We start from the raw sequence: 17,214 nt of genomic DNA, 5'->3' as shown, positions 1-17,214 counted from the left end.
CTCAGCTCCGCGCCGCGTCCTGTTCCGCTCCGGGCAAGGGGCCGTCGACCAGCGTGTCCAGCAGGCCCCCGAGCGCCGCGCGCTGCCGCTCCGTGAGCGGCGCCAGGATCTCCTCTGCGGCGCAGCGGCGGGCGGCGCGCAGCTCGCCGAGGGCGGTGCGGCCGTCGGCGGTGAGTTCGATCCGGACGACCCGGCGGTTGTCAGGGTCCGGGGCGCGGCGCACCTTACCCGCCGCCTCCAGGCCGTCGACCAGTGTCGTCACCGCCCGGGGCACCACCTCCAGGCGTTCGGCGAGGTCGGCCATGCGCGGCGGCGAGCCGTAATGCGCCAGGGTGCGCAGCAGCCGGGACTGGGCCGGCGTGATGCCGAGGGCGCGGTGCTCCAGATGGCGCTTCTGGATGCGGTGCACCCGGCGGGTGAGCCGCAGCAACTGCTCGGCGAGCGCGCCGTCGGGATCGGGGGCGGTCATGCGGGAACAATATCAGGACTATATTCATTGTGAGTATAGGTAACAATGACCTATGGTCCGTAAGGCCGGCGATCCGCGGGATCCGCCGGCCCGCCGTCGCCCACCCCCGTAGGAGCCCATGCAACCCGAACGCGCCCCCGCCTGGACCGCACCCGCCGACGTCGAAGGACAGCCCCGGCAGGTGCGGCGCATCCTGAAGCTGTTCCGCCCCTACCGGGGCCGCCTCGCGGTCGTCGGACTGCTGGTCGGCGCCGCCTCGCTCGTCTCGGTCGCCACGCCCTTCCTCCTGAGGGAGATCCTCGACGTCGCCATCCCCGAGGGGCGCACCGGCCTGCTGAGCCTGCTCGCCCTCGGCATGATCGTCGGTGCCGTGCTCACCAGTGTCTTCGGTGTCCTGCAGACGCTGATCTCCACGACCGTCGGCCAGCGCGTCATGCACGACCTGCGCACCGCCGTCTACGGCCGGCTCCAGCAGATGTCCCTCGCCTTCTTCACCCGCACCCGAACCGGCGAGGTCCAGTCCCGCATCGCCAACGACATCGGCGGCATGCAGGCGACCGTCACCTCCACGGCGACCTCCCTGGTCTCCAACCTGACCAGCGTGGTCGCCACCGTCGCCGCCATGGTCGTCCTCGACTGGCGCCTCACCGTCGTCTCACTGCTCCTGCTGCCGGTGTTCGTGTGGATCAGCAGACGGGTCGGCAGGGAGCGGCGGAAGATCACCACCCGGCGGCAGAAGCAGATGGCCGCGATGGCCGCCACCGTCACCGAGTCGCTCTCCGTCAGCGGCATCCTGCTGGGTCGCACCATGGGCCGCTCGGACTCGCTCACCCGCGCCTTCGCGGACGAGTCCGAAGGGCTGGTCGACCTGGAGGTGCGGTCGAACATGGCGGGCCGCTGGCGGATGGCCGTCATCACGATCGTCATGGCCGCCATGCCGGCCGTCATCTACTGGACCGCCGGCATCGCCCTGCAGCTCGGCGGTCCCGGTGTCTCCCTCGGCACGATCGTCGCCTTCGTCTCCCTGCAGCAGGGACTGTTCCGCCCGACCGTGAGCCTCCTGTCGACGGGTGTCCAGATCCAGGCCTCACTCGCGCTCTTCCAGCGCATCTTCGAGTACCTCGACCTCCCGGTCGACATCACCGAGCGCGACGAGCCGGTCCATCTCGACCACGTCAAGGGCGAGGTCCGCTTCGAGGGCGTCGGATTCCGCTACGACGGCAAGGGCTCGCCGGTCCTCGACGGCATCGACATCACCGTCCCGGCCGGCAGCAGCCTCGCCGTCGTGGGCCCGACCGGCGCCGGCAAGTCCACCCTCGGACACCTGGTGCCGCGGCTCTACGACGTGACGGACGGCCGGGTGACCCTCGACGGGGTCGACGTGCGCGACCTGGACTTCGACACCCTCGCCCGGGGCATCGGAGTCGTCTCGCAGGAGACGTACCTCTTCCACGCCTCGGTCGCCGAGAACCTGCGCTTCGCCAAGCCGGACGCCACCGACGCCGAGTTGGAGGCCGCCGCGCGGGCCGCCCAGATCCACGACCACATCGCCGCCCTGCCGGACGGCTACGACACCGTGGTCGGTGAGCGCGGCCACCGCTTCTCCGGCGGGGAGAAGCAGCGCCTGGCCATCGCCCGCACCATCCTGCGCGATCCCCCCGTCCTGGTCCTCGACGAGGCGACCAGCGCGCTGGACACCCGCACCGAGGCCGCCGTGCAGGAGGCCATCGACGCGCTGTCCGCCAACCGCACCACGGTCACCATCGCCCACCGCCTGTCCACCGTCCGGGACGCGGACCGCATCGTCGTCCTCGACGCCGGGCGCCTGGCCGAACAGGGCACGCACGAGGAGCTGCTGGAGCTGGACGGACGCTACGCGGCCCTGGTCCGCCGGGACGCCCGACTGGAGCCGACAAGATGACGATATGCCGGATTTATATGGAAATCGGGGTTACCGTGCCCGCATGCAGACGAACATTCCGCGACGAAGCGCGAGGCGCGCGAGGAGCGCCAGGAGCGACAGGAGCCCGAAGAGCCCGAGGAGGACGATCCGGCTGACACGCCGGGGCCGCATCGCCCTGATCGCGGCCGGCGCCGTCGTGGCCGGTACCGCCGTGGCGGTGCCGCTGCTGACGACGGACGACGAGGGCGAGTCCCGGCCCACCTCCCTCGTGATCCCGGAGGGATGGCGGGCGACGCAGGTCTACGACGCCGTCGACAAGACGCTCGCCCTGCCCGCCGGCACCACCAAGAAATCCCTCGCCAAGGCGGACCTCAAGCTCCCGAACGACGCCGAGGGCAACCCCGAGGGCTATCTCTTCCCCGCGACCTACCCGCTGGGCGAGTCCCCGACGCCGGAGAAGCTGCTGGCGGCCATGGTCGGCACGGCGAACAAGAGGTTCACCGGAGCCCCGGTCGCCGCGGGCGCCCAGCGCAACGCGCTCAACGTCTACCAGGCGGTCACCATCGCCAGCATCGTGCAGGCGGAGGCCGCCGCCAAGGAGGACATGGGCAAGGTCGCCCGGGTGGTCTTCAACCGGCTGGAGCGCGGGATGCCGCTCCAGATGGACTCCACCATCAACTACGCCCTGGGCCGTTCCACCCTGGACACCACCACCAAGGACACCCGGATCGACAGCCCCTACAACTCGTACCAGCGGATGGGGCTGCCGCCCACTCCCATCGACAACCCGGGCGACGTCGCGATGACCGCCGCGATCAATCCGACGCCGGGTGACTGGCTGTACTTCGTCACGGTCAAGCCCGGCGACACGCGCTTCACCGCCGACTACGCCGAACACCAGCGCAACGTCGCCGAGTTCAACCGCGGCCGGCAGAGCGCCTCGAAGGCGGCCGGGGCCGCGTGAGCGGGCGGGGCGTCACGCGGCCACCGGCGCCGGTCCGGCCAGCAGCCGCCTGATGTCCCGCACGGCGGAGCGCCCCGCCCGGTTGGCGCCGATAGTGCTGGCCGACGGGCCGTAGCCGACGAGATGGACCCGCGGGTCGGCGACCGCGCGCGTCCCGTCGATCCGGATGCCGCCGCCCGCCTCGCGCAGCCGCAGCGGTCGCAGATGGTCGATGGCGGCCCGGAAGCCGGTCGCCCACAGGATGACGTCTGCGGCCACCCGCCGCCCGCCGTCCCACTCGACCCCGTCGGGCGTGATCCGGTCGAACATGGGCTGCCGGTCCAGCACGCCCGACTCCAGCCCCGCCCGGATCGCGTCGTTGAGCGGCAGACCCGTCACCGACACCACGCTCCTCGGCGCCAGCCCCTGCCGCACCCGCTCCTCCACGAGCGCGACCGCCGCCCGGCCCGCGTCCTCGTCGAAGGGACCCTCGCGGAAGACCGGCGGCCGCCTGGTCACCCAGGTGGTGGACGCGGCGTACGGTGCGATCTCCAGCAGATGCTGCGTCCCCGACGCGCCACCGCCCACGACGACGACGCGCTGCCCGGCGAACTCCTCGGGGCCCGCGTACCGAGCCGTGTGCAGCTGCCGCCCCCGGAAGGTCTCCTGCCCCGGGTAGCGCGGCCAGAAGGGCCGGTCCCAGGTGCCGGTCGCGTTGATCAGCGCCCGCGTGGACCAGGTCCCGGCCGAGGTCTCCACGAGCAGCCGCCCGCCCTCTCCCTCGCGCACCGCGCGCACGTCCACGGGGCGGCGTACACGCAGGTCGAAGGTCCGCTCGTAGTCGGCGAAGTACGCGCTCACCACCTCGGCGGACGGCCGTGCCGGGTCCGCGCCGGTCAGCTCCATGCCCGGCAGCGAGTGCATCCCGTGCACCTTGCCGTACGTCAGCGACGGCCACCGGAACTGCCAGGCGCCCCCGGGGCCGGGCGCGTGGTCCAGCACCACGAAGTCGCGTTCCGGCTCGAAGCCGGTGCGCCGCAGATGATGGGCGGCGGCGAGTCCCGCCTGACCGGCCCCGATGACGACGACCTCGACCTCGCGCGTGTAGTTCACGTTTCTACCAACGGCGACGGGAGTCCGGATCTTCCCCGCCGGTGCCGAAGGCCGCCCCGCTCCGCCACCGGTGACAGGATGGTGGCATGCCAGATGCCTTCACCACCCGGGTCCTGAACCTCGCCACCGGCTCGGCGGAGCGGGTCGCCGACATCACCGGTGACTGCGAGTCCTTCCTGCGCGAGGCCGCGGCCGGCCGCGACGGGCTCCTCAACGTCTTCGTACCGCACGCCACCGCCGGCATCGCCATCATCGAGACCGGCGCCGGCAGCGACGACGACCTGCTGGCCGCGCTGCACAGCCTGCTCCCCGCCGACGACCGCTGGCAGCACCGCCACGGCAGTCCGGGCCACGGACGCGACCACGTGCTGCCCGCCTTCGTGCCGCCGCACGCGACCCTGCCGGTCGTCGGCGGGCGCCTCCAGCTGGGGACCTGGCAGTCGGTGTGCCTGGTGGACACCAACCGGGACAACCCCGACCGCCAGGTCCGGCTGAGCTTCTTGGGCTGAGCAAGATCGTCCTGGGTTTGGCCGACTCTCCGTACCTTGCGTGCTCGGAACGGAGAAGTCTTGCGCGGTACGGACCTGAACATGATCGAACGCACCTACCGATGGTCCGGCCGAGACCCTACCTTCGCGATGGGAGGGGCCCGTACGACGGGTTGGTGGCTGCGGCCGTTGGTTGCCATCGGTTCAGCAAGGACCACCGGGCCCGCATGACAGGCATCGCCCGACCGGCGGGCCGTGAAGCCCCGAGCTCGGCACCGCGCGTGCCGTGACCGGATGCTCCGCACCGGATGACCTGGGTTCATCTGCAGCAGCCGGAGTTGTCGTGTGCCAGCGGCAGTGCCGCACCGGATCCGACGCCGGTGGGCGCGGTAGTGGGCTTGACCGCTCGGACGATGGCGGAGTGCATGCCGTCGGCGACCGTGTGGGTCGGGCTGAGTTCGATGTCCGTGAACCCGGCGGCCACGAGGCCCTGACGGTATTCGGCGAAGGACAGCGCGCCGGCGATGCAGCCGACGTAGTCGCCGCGTTCGGCGCGCTGTTCAGGAGTGAGGGTGTCGTCGGCGACGACGTCCGAGATGCCGACCCGGCCGCCCGGCGCCAGGACGCGGAACATCTCGGCGAAAACCGCAGGCTTGTCGGTGGACAGGTTGATGACACAGTTGGAGATCACGACGTCGATCGTGTTCGCCGGGAGCGGGATCGCTTCGATGGTGCCCTTGAGGAACTCGACGTTGGTGGCGCCGGCCTTCCTCTGGTTGGCCAGCGCGAGGGCGAGCATCTCCTCGGTCATGTCCAGGCCGTACGCCTTGCCGCTCACGCCGACCCGGCGGGCGGAGAGCAGGACGTCGATGCCGCCGCCGGAGCCGAGGTCGAGGACGCGCTCGCCTTCGCGGAGGTCGGCCACGGCGGTGGGGTTGCCGCAGCCGAGGGAGGCGGCGATGGCCTCCGCGGGCAGGGACTCGCGCTCGTCGGCCGCGTACAGGGTGGAGCCGAAGTTGTCGTCGACCTCGATGGCCTGCGGGCCGCAATACGCGTTTCCGCCCTCGGTGGCCTGGACGGCTGCGGCGGCGTAGCGCTCACGAACGGTTTCGCGCAGGTCAGTGGACTGGTCGTTCATGGCGTACCTCCTGGGTGGGCGGCTCTAAGCTTTTTGATTCGATGCTTTTCGATGCAAGCTTGCATCCTGCTTCGAAGTTCGTCAACATAGAGGCATGTCGAAACAAGAACTGGTGGTGCTCGGCCAGGATGGTGCCGACGGGTGCTGCCCCGGCCTGTTGACCACGCCGTTGGGCGAGGAACGTGCGGTCGAGCTGGCCAAGGTGTTCAAGGCGCTCGGTGACCCCGTTCGCCTGCGGCTGCTGTCGATGATCGCTTCGCGCGAGGGCGGGGAGGTCTGCGTCTGCGACCTCACCCCGGCGTTCGACCTGTCCCAGCCGACGATCTCCCACCACCTGAAGCTGCTGCGGCAGGCCGGCCTGATCGACTGCGAGCGGCGGGGGACCTGGGTCTACTACTGGCTGCTGCCGGAGACGACCGACAAACTCGCCGGCCTGCTGACCCGCCCCGGACAGCCCGCGGAGGCGTCCTCGTGAGCGACCCCACCACCGCGCCGGTCGCGGGGCGGCTGTCCTTCGTGGACCGCTACCTGGCCGTCTGGATCCTCGTCGCGATGGCCGCTGGGCTCGGCCTGGGCCGTCTCGTGCCCGGCCTCGGCGACGCACTGGCGAAGGTCACCGTCACCGGCGTCTCGCTGCCGATCGCGCTCGGCCTTCTCGTGATGATGTACCCGGTGCTGGCCAAGGTGCGCTTCGACCGGCTCGAGACGGTCACCGGTGACCGCCGCCTGCTGCTGCTGTCGCTGCTGCTGAACTGGGTGCTCGGGCCGGCGCTGATGTTCGCGCTCGCCTGGATCTTCCTTCCGGACCTACCCGAGTACCGCACGGGGCTGATCATCGTCGGGCTGGCCCGCTGCATCGCCATGGTCATCATCTGGAACGACCTGGCCTGCGGCGACCGCGAAGCCGCCGCCGTCCTCGTGGCGCTCAACTCCGTCTTCCAGGTCCTGGCGTTCAGCCTGCTCGGATGGTTCTACCTCTCCGTCCTGCCCGGCTGGCTCGGCCTGGAGCAGACCGCGCTGAACGTATCCGTGTGGGAGATCGCCCGCAGCGTCCTGATCTTCCTCGGCATCCCGCTGGCCGCCGGATTCCTGACCCGCCGCCTCGGAGAGAAGGCCAAGGGCCGCACCTGGTACGAGACCAAGCTGATCCCGCGCATCGGACCGTTCGCCCTGTACGGACTGCTGTTCACCATCGTCGTGCTCTTCGCGCTCCAGGGCGACGCCATCACCTCTCAGCCCTTCGACGTCGCCCGTATCGCGCTGCCGCTGCTGGTCTACTTCGCGCTCATGTGGGCCGGAGCCATGGCCCTGGGCAAGGTCGTCGGTCTCGGCTACCCGAAGGCGACAACGCTCGCCTTCACCGCGGCGGGCAACAACTTCGAGCTGGCCATCGCGGTCGCCATCGCCACCTTCGGTGCCACCAGCGGCCAGGCCCTCGCCGGAGTTGTGGGCCCGCTCATAGAGGTCCCCGTCCTGATCGGGCTCGTGTATGTCGCGCTCGCCGCCCGCCGCTACTTCCCCCACCCCATCGCTCCCGCAGCCGTACCGGCCGCCGAACCGGAAGACTCCGCCCGTGTCTGACGCCGCCAAGCCCTCGGTCCTGTTCGTCTGCGTCCACAACGCCGGACGCTCCCAAATGGCCGCCGCCTTCCTCACCCACCTCGCCGGTGACCGCGTCGAGGTCCGTTCCGCGGGCTCCCTGCCGGCCCACCAGGTCAACCCGGCCGCCGTCGAGGTCATGGCCGAAGTGGGCATCGACATCACCACCGCCACACCCAAGGTGCTGACCACCGAAGCCGTTCAGGCATCGGACTACGTCATCACCATGGGCTGCGGCGACGCCTGCCCGATCTTCCCCGGCAAGACCTACCTCGACTGGCGACTCGACGACCCCGCGGGCCAGGGCATCGAAGCCGTACGCCCGATTCGCGACGAGATCCGGCAACGCGTGCGGACACTGATCGACGAAATCCGCGCCCCGCGCACCTGAATAGCGTCCCGCAGCACCACGGACCGTTCAGCGGCGGATGAGCCCGAGGTCGGTGGCCGTGGCTACGGCGGCGGTGCGCGAGTCGGTTCCGAGCTTGGTGTAGATGCGGGCCAGGTGAGATTTGACGGTGCCTTCGGTCAGGTGGAGGCGTGCGCCGATGCCTTGGTTGGACAGTCCGTCGGCGACCAGTGAGAGGACTTGGGTTTCCCGGCGGGTCAGGTTGGTGGCGGGAGCGCGGAGCCGGTTCATCAGCCGGTCGGCGACGGTGGGGGCGAGTGTGGTGCGGCCGGCGGCCGCGGTGCGCACGGCTGCGGCCAGGTCTTCGGGAGGGGCGTCCTTGAGGAGGTAGCCGGTGGCGCCGGCTTCGATGGCGGGCAGGGTGTCGGCGTCGGAGTCGTAGGTGGTGACGATCAGCACGCGGGGGGCGCCGGGGCGGGCGGTGATCTGGGCGGTGGCCTCGGCGCCGCCCATGCCTTTGCCGAACTGCAGGTCCATCAGGACGACGTCGATGTCGCCTTCGGCGGCGCGGATGACGGCGTCCTCGGCGGTGGCGGCTTCGGCCATGACGAGGAGGCCGGGTTCGGTTTCCAGTACGGCGCGCAGTCCGGCCCGCACGACGGGGTGGTCGTCGGCCAGGAGCAGCCGGATGGGGGTGTCTTCGGTCACGGACAGGCCTCGGGCTTGGTGTCGGCGGGCGGGGTGAGGGGAAGCTGGGCGGCCAGAGTGGTGCCGTGGCCGGGGGCGGTTTCGATGGTGAAGGTGCCGCCGAGGTCCTGGGCGCGGGCGTGCATGGCGGCCAGCCCGAAGCCGCCGGTCTCGGGGTCGGGGGCGGGCCGGTGGGCGGGGTCGAAGCCGCAACCGTCGTCGACGATGTCGATGGCGACGTGATCATCGAGGTAGCTGAGGGTGACTTTGGCGGCCGTGGCTTCGGCGTGCTGGACGGTGTTGGCGAGGGCGGACTGGGCGATGCGCAGCAGGGCGACCTCGTGTGCGGTGGTGAGCGGGGTGGGGGTGCCGGTGAGGTGGAAGCGTGCGGTGATCCGGTGCCGGGCGGACGTGGTTTTGCACATGCGGTCCAGGGCGCCGGCCAGTGTGCTGCCTTCCAGGGTGGGAGAGGTGAGGGCGGCGACGAAGCGGCGGGCTTCGGCGAGGTTGTCGGCGGCGGCCTGACGTGCCTGGTCGACGTAGCGGGCCGCGTTCTGCGGTGCCTGGGGAAGGACTCGTTCGGCGGCGCGCAGCAGCAGCTGGATGCTGGACAGGCCCTGGGCGAGGGTGTCGTGAATCTCCCGGGCCAGGCGGTCGCGTTCGGCGAGCACGCCGGCGGTGTGCTGGGCGGCGGCCAGGTCGGCACGGGTGGCGGTGAGTTCCTCGATCAGCCGGCGGCGGTGCTCGCTCTCCCGGTACAGGGCCTGGTATCCCCACACCACGGCGGCGGCGACGGCGGCGCCGAGTGCGGGGCCGATGGCCATGGCGGGGGCGAAGGAGTGCTGATGGGCGGCGAAGCCCGCGATGGCCGCGGCGGCGGTGGCGACCACGGCCGCCGGCCCGGCGCGGCGGGACAGCAGGTGCAGCTGGAGGAAGTAGAGCGGGAAGGCCACCCACACGGCGTCGGAAGACAGGGTGAGCAGCGCCAGCCAGCAGGCGCCCACGACGGCCAGCCACAGTGCGGCGGCCCACCGCGAGCGGCGTACGCACGGCAGCGTGGGCCCGACCGCGTAGACCAGACTGCACGCCGCCGAGACGGCGATGATCCATCCGGTGTCGGGCCCACCGTCTGTCACTGCCCGGCCGGCGGCCAGGGCGAGCAGGCCGATGACCAGCAGGTGCAGGCACCAGGCCAAGGACCGGGTGGTCGGGGTCAGGGCAGGGGCGGCAGAGTTCACAGTGCGTCCCAGACTACGAAACCCGACGCCGGAGGGGCCTCTGTCGAAAGATGGAACCCGGGTGCCGTCTTTCGGCCTGTCAAATGCTCTCCTGCGTCAGATGCGCGCACGGGGGGCCGGCGGCGACGGTGGGGCAGTACCGCTTCCACCGCCGGAAAGGACAGGCCAAGGTCGTGTTCGTCGCCTGGAGAGACCTGCAGTTCGCCAAGGGGCGCTTCGCCCTGATGGGGGCCGTCATCGTGCTGATCACCCTGCTGGTCGGGTTGTTGTCCGGGTTGACGGCCGGACTGGGCCAGCGGAACATCTCCGCGATCACGTCCCTGCCCGCGGACAAGATCGCCTTCCAGGCTCCCAGCGGCGGACAGGACCTGTCGTACTCCGACTCCACCGTCACCGAACAGCAGTGGAAGATGTGGTCAAAGGCGCCGGGTGTCGAAAGCGCCGAGCCGCTGGGGATCACTACGACCAAGGCCACAGCAGGAGACAAGAGCACCGGTGTCTCGGTCTTCGGTGTCAAGCCCAACTCCCGCCTCGCCCCGCAAGGTGGCAAGATCACCGGCAGTGCGGTGGTGATGTCCACCGCGGCCGCCGCCGACCTCGGCGTGCAGGCCGGCGACTCCCTGACCCTGGCTGGCCGCCAGCTGAAGGTGACTGCCGTCGCAGACAATGCTCACTTCAGTCACACCCCGGTGATCTGGACCAGTCTGGACCTCTGGCAGAAGACCACGCCGCCCACCAGCACCGACCACGGCCCGACTGCGACCGTCATCGCCCTGAGCACCACCTCCGAGGCCGATACGGCGGCCACCGACCATCAGGCCGGCACCAGGACGGTCTCCACCGAGGACTCGCTGTCCGCGATCGGCTCCTACACCTCCGAGAACGGCTCCCTGCAGCTGATGCGCGGCTTCCTGTTCGCGATCTCCGCCCTCGTCATCGGCGCCTTCTTCACCGTCTGGACCATCCAACGCAGCGGCGACGTCGCCGTCCTCAAGGCGCTCGGCGCCTCCACTGCCAATCTGCTCAAGGACGCCCTCGGCCAGGCGGTCGTCCTGCTCGTCGGCGGCACCCTGATCGGCACCGGCATCGCCGCCGCCCTGGGCGCACTCGTGGCCGGCTCCGCCGTGCCGTTCCTCCTCACCCCCGCCACCGTCCTGTCCCCAGCCGTCGTGATCATCATCCTCGGCGCGCTCGGCGCCGCCCTGTCCATCCGCCGCATCACCTCCGTCGACCCCCTGACCGCCCTGGGGAGTGCCCGATGAGCCTGGCCCTGTCCGACATCACCCTCACCTACCCAGACGGGGACACCCGCCTGACCGCCCTCGACCAGGTAAGCCTGGATGTCCCCCAGGGCAGCCTGGCCGCCGTGGTGGGTCCCTCCGGCTCCGGCAAGTCCAGCCTCCTCGCGGTCGCCGCCACCCTGATCACCCCCGACGCCGGTACCGTCACCATCGACGGTCAGAACACCGCCGGCCTCACCCGCGGCGAACTCACCGGACTACGCCGCCACAAGATCGGCATCGTCTTCCAGCAGCCCAACCTGCTGCCCTCCCTCACCGCCGCTGAACAACTCCAGGTCATGACCCAGATCGACGGCCGCGATCCCCGCACCGCACGCGACCGAGCGATGGAACTCCTCCACGCCGTCGGCCTCGCGGACCAGGCCGGCCGCCGCCCCCACCAGCTCTCCGGCGGCCAGCGCCAGCGCGTCAACATCGCCCGCGCCCTGATGAACGACCCCACTGTCCTTCTGGTCGACGAACCCACCAGCGCCCTCGACCACGAACGCGGCGGTGCCGTCCTCGACCTCATCACCCGCCTCACCCACCAACAGGCCACCGCAACGATCGTGGTTACCCACGACCGCACTCACCTCACCGCCGTCGACCAGATCGCCGAGGTCCACGACGGACGCGTGCACCTTACGGCCACGAACCGGTGAGTCGATCGACCCGCCACGCGCCCCAGGGCCAAGAGATCCGCGTACGACGACCATTCCGCAGGTTCTGATAGCAGGGCTTGCCAACAACGGCCATGGGGAGCCTCCTTGAGGAGTTGGATCAGCTGTTGCGGGAGTACGCGATGCGGGGGCCAATCGGCCGGACAGCCGCTGTGGTGACTTCGGAGGCGGGGACCATCGCCCTGCCCGGTATACCGGGCCGGGCCGGGCCGGCGGCGAGCGCGGCGGCGGTCAACGGAGACGCGCGAGCCGGACCATGGCCCCGCTCCCGCACTGCGGTCGGCGTCGCAGCAGGGCGGGGCCGGGCCGTCACCTCTTGAGCGAGGCGGGGCTGCACTGAGGCGGCGGCTCCGGCCACGGAAGTGGTGAACGTCGACAGTACGTATGCTGGGTTGTGGTGGCGCCCGTGCGGCTGCCGCGCGGCGGTGGGGCCCGCCGTACCCGAACCGCGGCGCAGGCCGCCAACGGTCCCTACTTGCGATCACGAGGCGCCCGGAGCCAGGGGCGCCCTGCGAGTAGGAGTGGTGTACCCGATGAAGCCCTCGCATTCCCCGGCCGTGAGCGAGCCGACCGATCCGGACGTCGATCGCGGCATCCCCGCTCGGCGGCCCGGCGCGTGGCGCCATCAGGCGCCGGTCGTGGGAGTGGTGGCGCTGGGTGGTGCGGTAGGCGCTGCTGCCCGCTACGGCGCAGTCCTGTGGTGGCCGACCGCGGTCGGTGGCTTCCCGTGGACCACGCTGGTAGTGAACGCGGCCGGCTGCGCCGTGATCGGTGTGTTCATGGTCGTCATCAGCGACGTTTGGGCCGCCCACCGTCTGGTGCGGCCCTTCTTCGGTACCGGGGTGCTGGGCGGGTTCACGACGTTCTCGACGTATACGGTCGACACTCGGCAGCTCCTCGATGCCGGCCGCGCCCGTACGGGGCTGGCCTATCTGGGGCTGACGCCTCTCGTGGCGTTGACAGCGGTGTGGAGCGCGGCGTGGATGACGCGCCGCATCGTGACGTGGAGGCAGACATGACGAAAACGACCGGACGCGCACTGCGCGCGACGATCTTCGTCGGAGAGAGCGACGTCTGGCATCACAAGTCGCTCTACACCGAGATCGTGCACCGCGCCCACCAGGCCGGGCTCGCGGGCGCCTCGGTGTTCCGGGGGATCGAGGGCTTCGGCGCCTCCTCACTGATCCACACCACCCGGCTGCTCTCGCTGAGCGACGACCTGCCCGTCGCCATCGTGATCGTCGATGACGAAGCGCCCCTGCGCGCGTTCCTGCCACAGCTCGACGAACTGGTCACCGAAGGACTCGTGATCCTCGACGACTGCGAGATCATCCGGTACACCGGCCACGGCAAGGAGCCGAAGAAGTGAACTGGGCACTGGTCATCACCGGCGCCGCCCTCGGCGCGCCCATGCGGTATCTGACCGACCTGTCGGTGCAGAAGCGGCACGACACCGTCTTTCCCTGGGGCACCTTCGCCGTGAACGTGGCGGGCTGCCTGATCCTGGGCCTGCTCACCGGCGCGGTCACCTACGGCGCGGCGGCAGACTCGACCCAGCTCCTGGTGGGCACCGGGTTCTGCGGGGCGCTGACCACCTACTCCACGTTCTCCTACGAGACGATGCGGCTGGCGGAGTCAGGCGCGAAGTTCTTCGCGGCCGCCAACGTCGTGTCCAGCATCGTGGCAGGTCTCGGGGCGGCCTTCATCGGTGTCACCGTGGCCCAGGCGATCTGGGCCTGACGGGGATTGGGCTGCTGTCGAACAGCGCCAGGACTGCCGGTTGACCGCTCACCCCGGGCTCCGTAGCTGGTCCCCTTCCTCACGGGGACTTCCTCTCACGACCGCGACGGCACAGTGCGCGTGCTGGAGCACGGCCTGGCTCACCGAGCCCAGCAGCAGGCCGGCGAAGCCTCCCCGGCCCCTCGACCCGACGACCACGAGCCGGGCGTCGCGGCTCGCCTCGATCAGCGCCGGTCTCGTCGGTCCCTGGACGCTCCTGCGCTCCACCTTCACGTCGGGATACCGGGCCCGCATTCCGGCAAGGGCCTCCCCGAGGAGGCGTTCCTCATCGGCGGCCAACACGCCGGGGGCGGAGGCATAGGCCTCGGACGGGTCCTGCGGAGGGGGCAGGGGGGCGTTCCAGGTCGTCCAGGCGTGCAGGGCGATCACTCGGGCGCGCTGCACGGACGCCTGGTCGAAGGCGAAACGCACGGCTGCCGCCCCGGCGGGCGAACCGTCCACGCCCAGGACGACGGGCCCCGCAGGCGTCGCGGCCCGCCGCACGACGACCACGGGGCACCGGGCACGGGCGGCGATCCCGACGGCCGTGCCGCCCGGGAGAGGCCGGGCGAACTGAGTCGGGCCGACGTGTCCGACGACGAGGGATTCGGCGGTCCGGGACTGTGCCAGAAGCACACCGACCGGTTCGCCGGGAAGAACCAGCGTCGAGATCTTCAGGCCGGGCGCCTTGTCCTGCGCCCGGTCGGCGGCCTCCCGCACCACCGCGTCCGCCGCCTCCCGGACATATTCTCTGATCGTCCTGGGAAGGGCGGCGTCCAGCGGCAGCCCCAGGGGCCGGGCGAGCACGTGGACCACCCGGAGCCCGAGGCCTCTCGTCTCGGCGTCCCTGGCGGCCCACGCGACGGCATCGAGGGACGAGGCGGAACCGTCCGCCCCGACCGTCACGTTGCGACTCATGACCACTCCTCCTTCCGTCTCACGGGCCTCGGGAGCCCCCGGAGTCGGCGTTCTCGAAGCCTTGACGGCGTGATGGACGTGGGCGTCCGAGGAGGGTGGATCAGCTGGCCGCGCGGCCCCACTGCGACCCGATCACGCGCCACTCGTCCTCCCACGCCGTGCGCCGCCGGCGGTCGAGAACCAACTTGGAGCCGTAGTAGCCGGCCGCCGCCGCCGTAACGACGGCGAAGGTCGATGCGGCGCCCATGAAAGCGGCGTCCACGCCCGCCTGAGTGGCGCTGGGGGGCGCGGGCGTCAGGCGGTCCTGCCGGTCCGTCCAGACCGTGACCCGGGAGCCCGCCTTCATGTTCTCGTCGACGGTGGCCCTGCCCGAGTGCCGCGTACCGTCGGGTGCCGTCCAGCGCACGGCCGCGTCGACGCGCCCGCCCGTGGTTCCCCCGGCCAGGGAGTCGCGGGAGGCGTCCGACGACAGGACCGCTGTGACGGGGTGGCGATCCGCGCGTCGCTGGGCGGCGCTCTGAGCCGAGGCCTGCGCCCCCAGGATTCCGGCCACGGGGGCCGCGACGGCGACGAGCAGCCAGACGACAAGCAGGATCCAGCCTTCAAGCACGTCCTCGCGGCGGCGCAGCGGATTGCGGCGCCAGCGCCACAGAGACCGACGAACGGTTCTGTTCCGGCGCATCCTGACCACCTCCGGCTGTCGTCTTCAGCCTCGCGCCCCGCGACGGTGCGCGGTATGGGCCGTTCGGGCAGCGCTCGCGCTGCACCCGGGTCGTCCGGCCCTGATCGGCCGCGGGCCTTCGCGAGTGGCGACACCGTCGCCACCGGGCACGGCGGACTCAGCCGATCCCCTCGTCCACCGGCTCCCCGGAACGGCTGACGATCTCGGTGTCGACGGACACCACGCCGTCCACACCGAGGCAGAGCCGCTCGATGACGGGGACCAGTTCCGTGCTGTCCACACGGCCCTTCAGCGTCACCCGGCCATCGGCGACCTCCACCGTCAGGCTGGTCGGGGCAAGGCCCAGAGTCCGCACGAGAAGATCACGGCTGATCTCTTCGCGCAGCGCGCCGTCCCTACGCAGGAAGACCCGGAGGAGATCACCGCGGCTCACGATGCCCACCAGTCGTCCCGCCTCGTCCACCACGGGCAGACGCTTGACTCCTGCGGACTCCATCGCCCGCGCCGCCTCGACCACGGTCCACTCCGGACGCGCACACTCCGCCGGCGCCGTCATCAGCGCTTCCGCCGTGACGTCGTCGCCCGCGGTGCCATCCGTCCGGGTCGGGGCCGCGTACACAACCGGTCCTGCGGGGTCCGGGCGTTCGGCGATCCTGACCACCAGGTCGGCCTCCGAGACGACGCCCATGGGGTGTCGGAGATCATCGACCACAGGTACGGCGGTTACGTCGTTGTCGGCGAGCAAAACCGCGATTTCCTTCAACGACGCATTTCTGTGTACCTGGATGACTCCTCGGGTCATCAGGTCTCCCACCGTTCGGTGCTGCATGACGCCTCCTTGGGGAGTGATCACCGCGAACCGGCCGCCGCGACCGTCCGCCCGGCTCACTCCCACTGTGGTCACGCGGGCCGTCAGGAGCTTGAGGCCCTTTGTGCAATGCGACCAGGGCCGTTCGGCACCGGCTGCCGGGACCCTCGGCCGTCTGGTGGGCACGGCCTCGCCGCGTGACGCTGGAGGCAGAGCCTCATCGAGGGAGAGGGCACCGTCATGTACGCGCACGTTGGCGACCGGCTGGTCGTCGAGAGCCCGTCCACCGGCGTCGTCAGGCGGGACGGGGAGATCGTCGGCCTGCACCACGACGACGGGACTCCGCCCTACGACGTCCGCTGGTCCGACACCGGAGACGTCACCTTGGTCTTTCCCGGCCCCGACGCGCACGTGGACCATCCCGGGGAGACCCAGGAGCCGGGGGCGAGGGGGACGACTCGCCCGGCCCACCGCGCCCCGCAGCCCGCCACCGGCGCGGGGGACATCGGGCGACGCCTGCTCACCGCGCGCCGGCGCAAGGGCCTGGGCATCGAGGAGGTGGCCCGGCGAGCGGGCATGGCACCCCAGTACGTGGCCTACCTGGAGACGCACACCGCGGACCCCGGGCTCGGCTCCCTGATGCGGCTGGCGGATGCCCTGGGGACGACGTACGCCGAACTGCAGGGAGGCGGCACGGACCGCCCGCCCGGACAGGGAGTGGCCCTCGCCACCCCGCGTCTGAGCGACCTTGACGAGGAGAAATGCCGGGCACTGCTGTCCACGCACGGAGTGGCACGCCTGGCGTTCACCTCGGAGCACGGTCCCTGCGTGCTTCCCGTCAACTACGACGTGACGGAAGGGGACCTCGTCTTCCGCACCGCTCCGGGCTCCGCGGCGGCCGCGGCGGCGGACCACGAGGTCGCCTTCGAGGTCGACCACGTGGACGACGCGACGAGCCAGGGCTGGAGTGTCCTCGTCGTGGGCCGGTGCCGGGCCGTCACGGATCCCGAAGCGGCACGCCGGCTGCACCGGGCCGCACACACCGCGCCCTGGGCGGGCGGGGCGCGCACGTCCTGGTTCGCCGTGCCGACCGAGCGTCTGACGGGTCGACGGATCACATCGGCGGCCGGCTCGTGAGCA

The 17,214-nt window shown here is 71.2% G+C and carries 20 protein-coding genes; 12 read left to right on the top strand and 8 right to left on the bottom strand.

Features of this window, described 5'->3' with window-relative positions; all coding sequences use genetic code 11:
* Position 1: 1 nt before the first annotated feature.
* A complete protein-coding gene (locus IE108_RS06860; RefSeq protein ID WP_064726630.1) occupies positions 2-469 on the bottom strand; it encodes a MarR family winged helix-turn-helix transcriptional regulator in 468 nt (155 codons plus the stop codon).
* Positions 470-587: 118 nt separating this feature from the next.
* Between IE108_RS06860 and IE108_RS06855 the strand changes: the two genes are divergently transcribed.
* Both IE108_RS06855 and mltG read left to right on the top strand, forming a co-directional pair.
* On the top strand, positions 588-2,390 hold the full coding sequence (locus IE108_RS06855) for an ABC transporter ATP-binding protein (protein WP_064726629.1): 1,803 nt from the start codon (positions 588-590) through the stop codon (positions 2,388-2,390).
* Positions 2,391-2,433: 43 nt separating this feature from the next.
* Positions 2,434-3,336, top strand: a complete 903-nt coding sequence (gene mltG / locus IE108_RS06850) for an endolytic transglycosylase MltG (RefSeq protein WP_305129158.1) — start codon at positions 2,434-2,436, stop codon at positions 3,334-3,336.
* Positions 3,337-3,348: 12 nt separating this feature from the next.
* On the opposite strand, the gene IE108_RS06845 is transcribed toward mltG, so the two are convergent.
* Positions 3,349-4,428 carry an NAD(P)-binding domain-containing protein gene (locus IE108_RS06845; RefSeq protein WP_064726626.1) on the bottom strand — a complete coding sequence of 360 codons (1,080 nt, stop codon included), beginning with the start codon at positions 4,426-4,428 and terminating at the stop codon, positions 3,349-3,351.
* An 86-nt stretch (positions 4,429-4,514) separates the two neighbouring features.
* Between IE108_RS06845 and IE108_RS06840 the strand changes: the two genes are divergently transcribed.
* A complete protein-coding gene (locus tag IE108_RS06840) occupies positions 4,515-4,937 on the top strand; it encodes a YjbQ family protein (RefSeq protein ID WP_064726625.1) in 423 nt (140 codons plus the stop codon).
* Between the two features lie 298 nt (positions 4,938-5,235).
* Here the strand turns inward: IE108_RS06840 and arsM are convergent, their stop codons facing one another.
* Positions 5,236-6,054 (bottom strand): arsenite methyltransferase, encoded by an 819-nt coding sequence (gene arsM / locus IE108_RS06835; protein ID WP_064726624.1) that lies wholly within the window; start codon positions 6,052-6,054, stop codon positions 5,236-5,238.
* Between the two features lie 94 nt (positions 6,055-6,148).
* Between arsM and IE108_RS06830 the strand changes: the two genes are divergently transcribed.
* Genes IE108_RS06830 through IE108_RS06820 form a run of 3 tightly spaced genes read left to right on the top strand, consistent with a single transcriptional unit; the run spans position 6,149 to position 8,044 of the window.
* The gene (locus IE108_RS06830; RefSeq protein WP_064726623.1) at positions 6,149-6,529 is read left to right on the top strand and encodes an ArsR/SmtB family transcription factor; all 381 of its coding nucleotides are present in this window, start codon (positions 6,149-6,151) and stop codon (positions 6,527-6,529) included.
* Positions 6,526-7,635: an ACR3 family arsenite efflux transporter gene (gene arsB, locus IE108_RS06825; protein ID WP_064726622.1), complete on the top strand. Its 1,110-nt coding sequence runs from the start codon at positions 6,526-6,528 to the stop codon at positions 7,633-7,635. The genes IE108_RS06830 and arsB overlap by 4 nt, the downstream gene beginning before the upstream one ends.
* Positions 7,628-8,044 (top strand): arsenate reductase ArsC, encoded by a 417-nt coding sequence (locus IE108_RS06820; RefSeq protein WP_064726621.1) that lies wholly within the window; start codon positions 7,628-7,630, stop codon positions 8,042-8,044. The genes arsB and IE108_RS06820 overlap by 8 nt, the downstream gene beginning before the upstream one ends.
* A gap of 27 nt (positions 8,045-8,071) precedes the next feature.
* Here IE108_RS06820 and IE108_RS06815 read toward each other — a convergent pair whose 3' ends face one another.
* Positions 8,072-8,710, bottom strand: a complete 639-nt coding sequence (locus IE108_RS06815; protein ID WP_064726620.1) for a response regulator — start codon at positions 8,708-8,710, stop codon at positions 8,072-8,074.
* Positions 8,707-9,927 carry a sensor histidine kinase gene (locus IE108_RS06810; protein ID WP_064726619.1) on the bottom strand — a complete coding sequence of 407 codons (1,221 nt, stop codon included), beginning with the start codon at positions 9,925-9,927 and terminating at the stop codon, positions 8,707-8,709. Before IE108_RS06810 ends, IE108_RS06815 begins: the two co-directional genes overlap by 4 nt.
* 173 nt (positions 9,928-10,100) lie before the next feature.
* On the opposite strand from IE108_RS06810, the gene IE108_RS06805 reads away from it, so the two are divergent.
* The 5 genes from IE108_RS06805 (at position 10,101) to crcB (ending at position 13,627) form a co-directional block, all read left to right on the top strand.
* Positions 10,101-11,189, top strand: a complete 1,089-nt coding sequence (locus tag IE108_RS06805) for an ABC transporter permease (RefSeq protein WP_064726618.1) — start codon at positions 10,101-10,103, stop codon at positions 11,187-11,189.
* A complete protein-coding gene (locus IE108_RS06800) occupies positions 11,186-11,869 on the top strand; it encodes an ABC transporter ATP-binding protein (protein ID WP_064726617.1) in 684 nt (227 codons plus the stop codon). Before IE108_RS06805 ends, IE108_RS06800 begins: the two co-directional genes overlap by 4 nt.
* A gap of 551 nt (positions 11,870-12,420) precedes the next feature.
* Positions 12,421-12,906 carry a fluoride efflux transporter FluC gene (locus tag IE108_RS06795; RefSeq protein WP_064731651.1) on the top strand — a complete coding sequence of 162 codons (486 nt, stop codon included), beginning with the start codon at positions 12,421-12,423 and terminating at the stop codon, positions 12,904-12,906.
* Positions 12,903-13,256, top strand: coding sequence for a DUF190 domain-containing protein (locus tag IE108_RS06790; protein WP_064726616.1), 354 nt, complete (start codon positions 12,903-12,905; stop codon positions 13,254-13,256). Before IE108_RS06795 ends, IE108_RS06790 begins: the two co-directional genes overlap by 4 nt.
* Positions 13,253-13,627, top strand: coding sequence for a fluoride efflux transporter CrcB (gene crcB / locus IE108_RS06785; protein ID WP_064726615.1), 375 nt, complete (start codon positions 13,253-13,255; stop codon positions 13,625-13,627). The genes IE108_RS06790 and crcB overlap by 4 nt, the downstream gene beginning before the upstream one ends.
* 48 nt (positions 13,628-13,675) lie before the next feature.
* Here the strand turns inward: crcB and IE108_RS06780 are convergent, their stop codons facing one another.
* The 3 genes from IE108_RS06780 to IE108_RS06770 form a co-directional block, all read right to left on the bottom strand.
* The gene (locus IE108_RS06780; protein ID WP_064726614.1) at positions 13,676-14,584 is read right to left on the bottom strand and encodes a universal stress protein; all 909 of its coding nucleotides are present in this window, start codon (positions 14,582-14,584) and stop codon (positions 13,676-13,678) included.
* A 100-nt stretch (positions 14,585-14,684) separates the two neighbouring features.
* The gene (locus tag IE108_RS06775; RefSeq protein WP_064731650.1) at positions 14,685-15,266 is read right to left on the bottom strand and encodes an Rv1733c family protein; all 582 of its coding nucleotides are present in this window, start codon (positions 15,264-15,266) and stop codon (positions 14,685-14,687) included.
* A gap of 157 nt (positions 15,267-15,423) precedes the next feature.
* Positions 15,424-16,095, bottom strand: coding sequence for a CBS domain-containing protein (locus IE108_RS06770; protein ID WP_064726613.1), 672 nt, complete (start codon positions 16,093-16,095; stop codon positions 15,424-15,426).
* Between the two features lie 219 nt (positions 16,096-16,314).
* Between IE108_RS06770 and IE108_RS06765 the strand changes: the two genes are divergently transcribed.
* Positions 16,315-17,211, top strand: coding sequence for a pyridoxamine 5'-phosphate oxidase family protein (locus IE108_RS06765; RefSeq protein WP_064726612.1), 897 nt, complete (start codon positions 16,315-16,317; stop codon positions 17,209-17,211).
* Positions 17,212-17,214: the final 3 nt, after the last annotated feature.

The organism is Streptomyces parvulus, from assembly GCF_014648855.1.
Taxonomy (GTDB): domain Bacteria; phylum Actinomycetota; class Actinomycetes; order Streptomycetales; family Streptomycetaceae; genus Streptomyces; species Streptomyces parvulus.
This window is presented reverse-complemented; position numbering and strand designations above follow the sequence as displayed.

Bases quoted from the DNA above. Each gene is read 5' to 3' on its own strand.
- IE108_RS06840 (WP_064726625.1), top strand. From the start codon at position 4,515: ATGCCAGATGCCTTCACCACCCGGGTCCTGAACCTCGCCACCGGCTCG.
- arsM (WP_064726624.1), bottom strand. From the start codon at position 6,054: ATGAACGACCAGTCCACTGACCTGCGCGAAACCGTTCGTGAGCGCTAC.
- IE108_RS06765 (WP_064726612.1), top strand. From the start codon at position 16,315: ATGTACGCGCACGTTGGCGACCGGCTGGTCGTCGAGAGCCCGTCCACC.
- IE108_RS06795 (WP_064731651.1), top strand. From the start codon at position 12,421: ATGAAGCCCTCGCATTCCCCGGCCGTGAGCGAGCCGACCGATCCGGAC.
- mltG (WP_305129158.1), top strand. From the start codon at position 2,434: ATGCAGACGAACATTCCGCGACGAAGCGCGAGGCGCGCGAGGAGCGCC.
- IE108_RS06780 (WP_064726614.1), bottom strand. From the start codon at position 14,584: ATGAGTCGCAACGTGACGGTCGGGGCGGACGGTTCCGCCTCGTCCCTC.
- IE108_RS06775 (WP_064731650.1), bottom strand. From the start codon at position 15,266: ATGCGCCGGAACAGAACCGTTCGTCGGTCTCTGTGGCGCTGGCGCCGC.
- IE108_RS06800 (WP_064726617.1), top strand. From the start codon at position 11,186: ATGAGCCTGGCCCTGTCCGACATCACCCTCACCTACCCAGACGGGGAC.
- IE108_RS06770 (WP_064726613.1), bottom strand. From the start codon at position 16,095: ATGCAGCACCGAACGGTGGGAGACCTGATGACCCGAGGAGTCATCCAG.
- IE108_RS06830 (WP_064726623.1), top strand. From the start codon at position 6,149: ATGTCGAAACAAGAACTGGTGGTGCTCGGCCAGGATGGTGCCGACGGG.
- IE108_RS06790 (WP_064726616.1), top strand. From the start codon at position 12,903: ATGACGAAAACGACCGGACGCGCACTGCGCGCGACGATCTTCGTCGGA.
- IE108_RS06855 (WP_064726629.1), top strand. From the start codon at position 588: ATGCAACCCGAACGCGCCCCCGCCTGGACCGCACCCGCCGACGTCGAA.
- IE108_RS06860 (WP_064726630.1), bottom strand. From the start codon at position 469: ATGACCGCCCCCGATCCCGACGGCGCGCTCGCCGAGCAGTTGCTGCGG.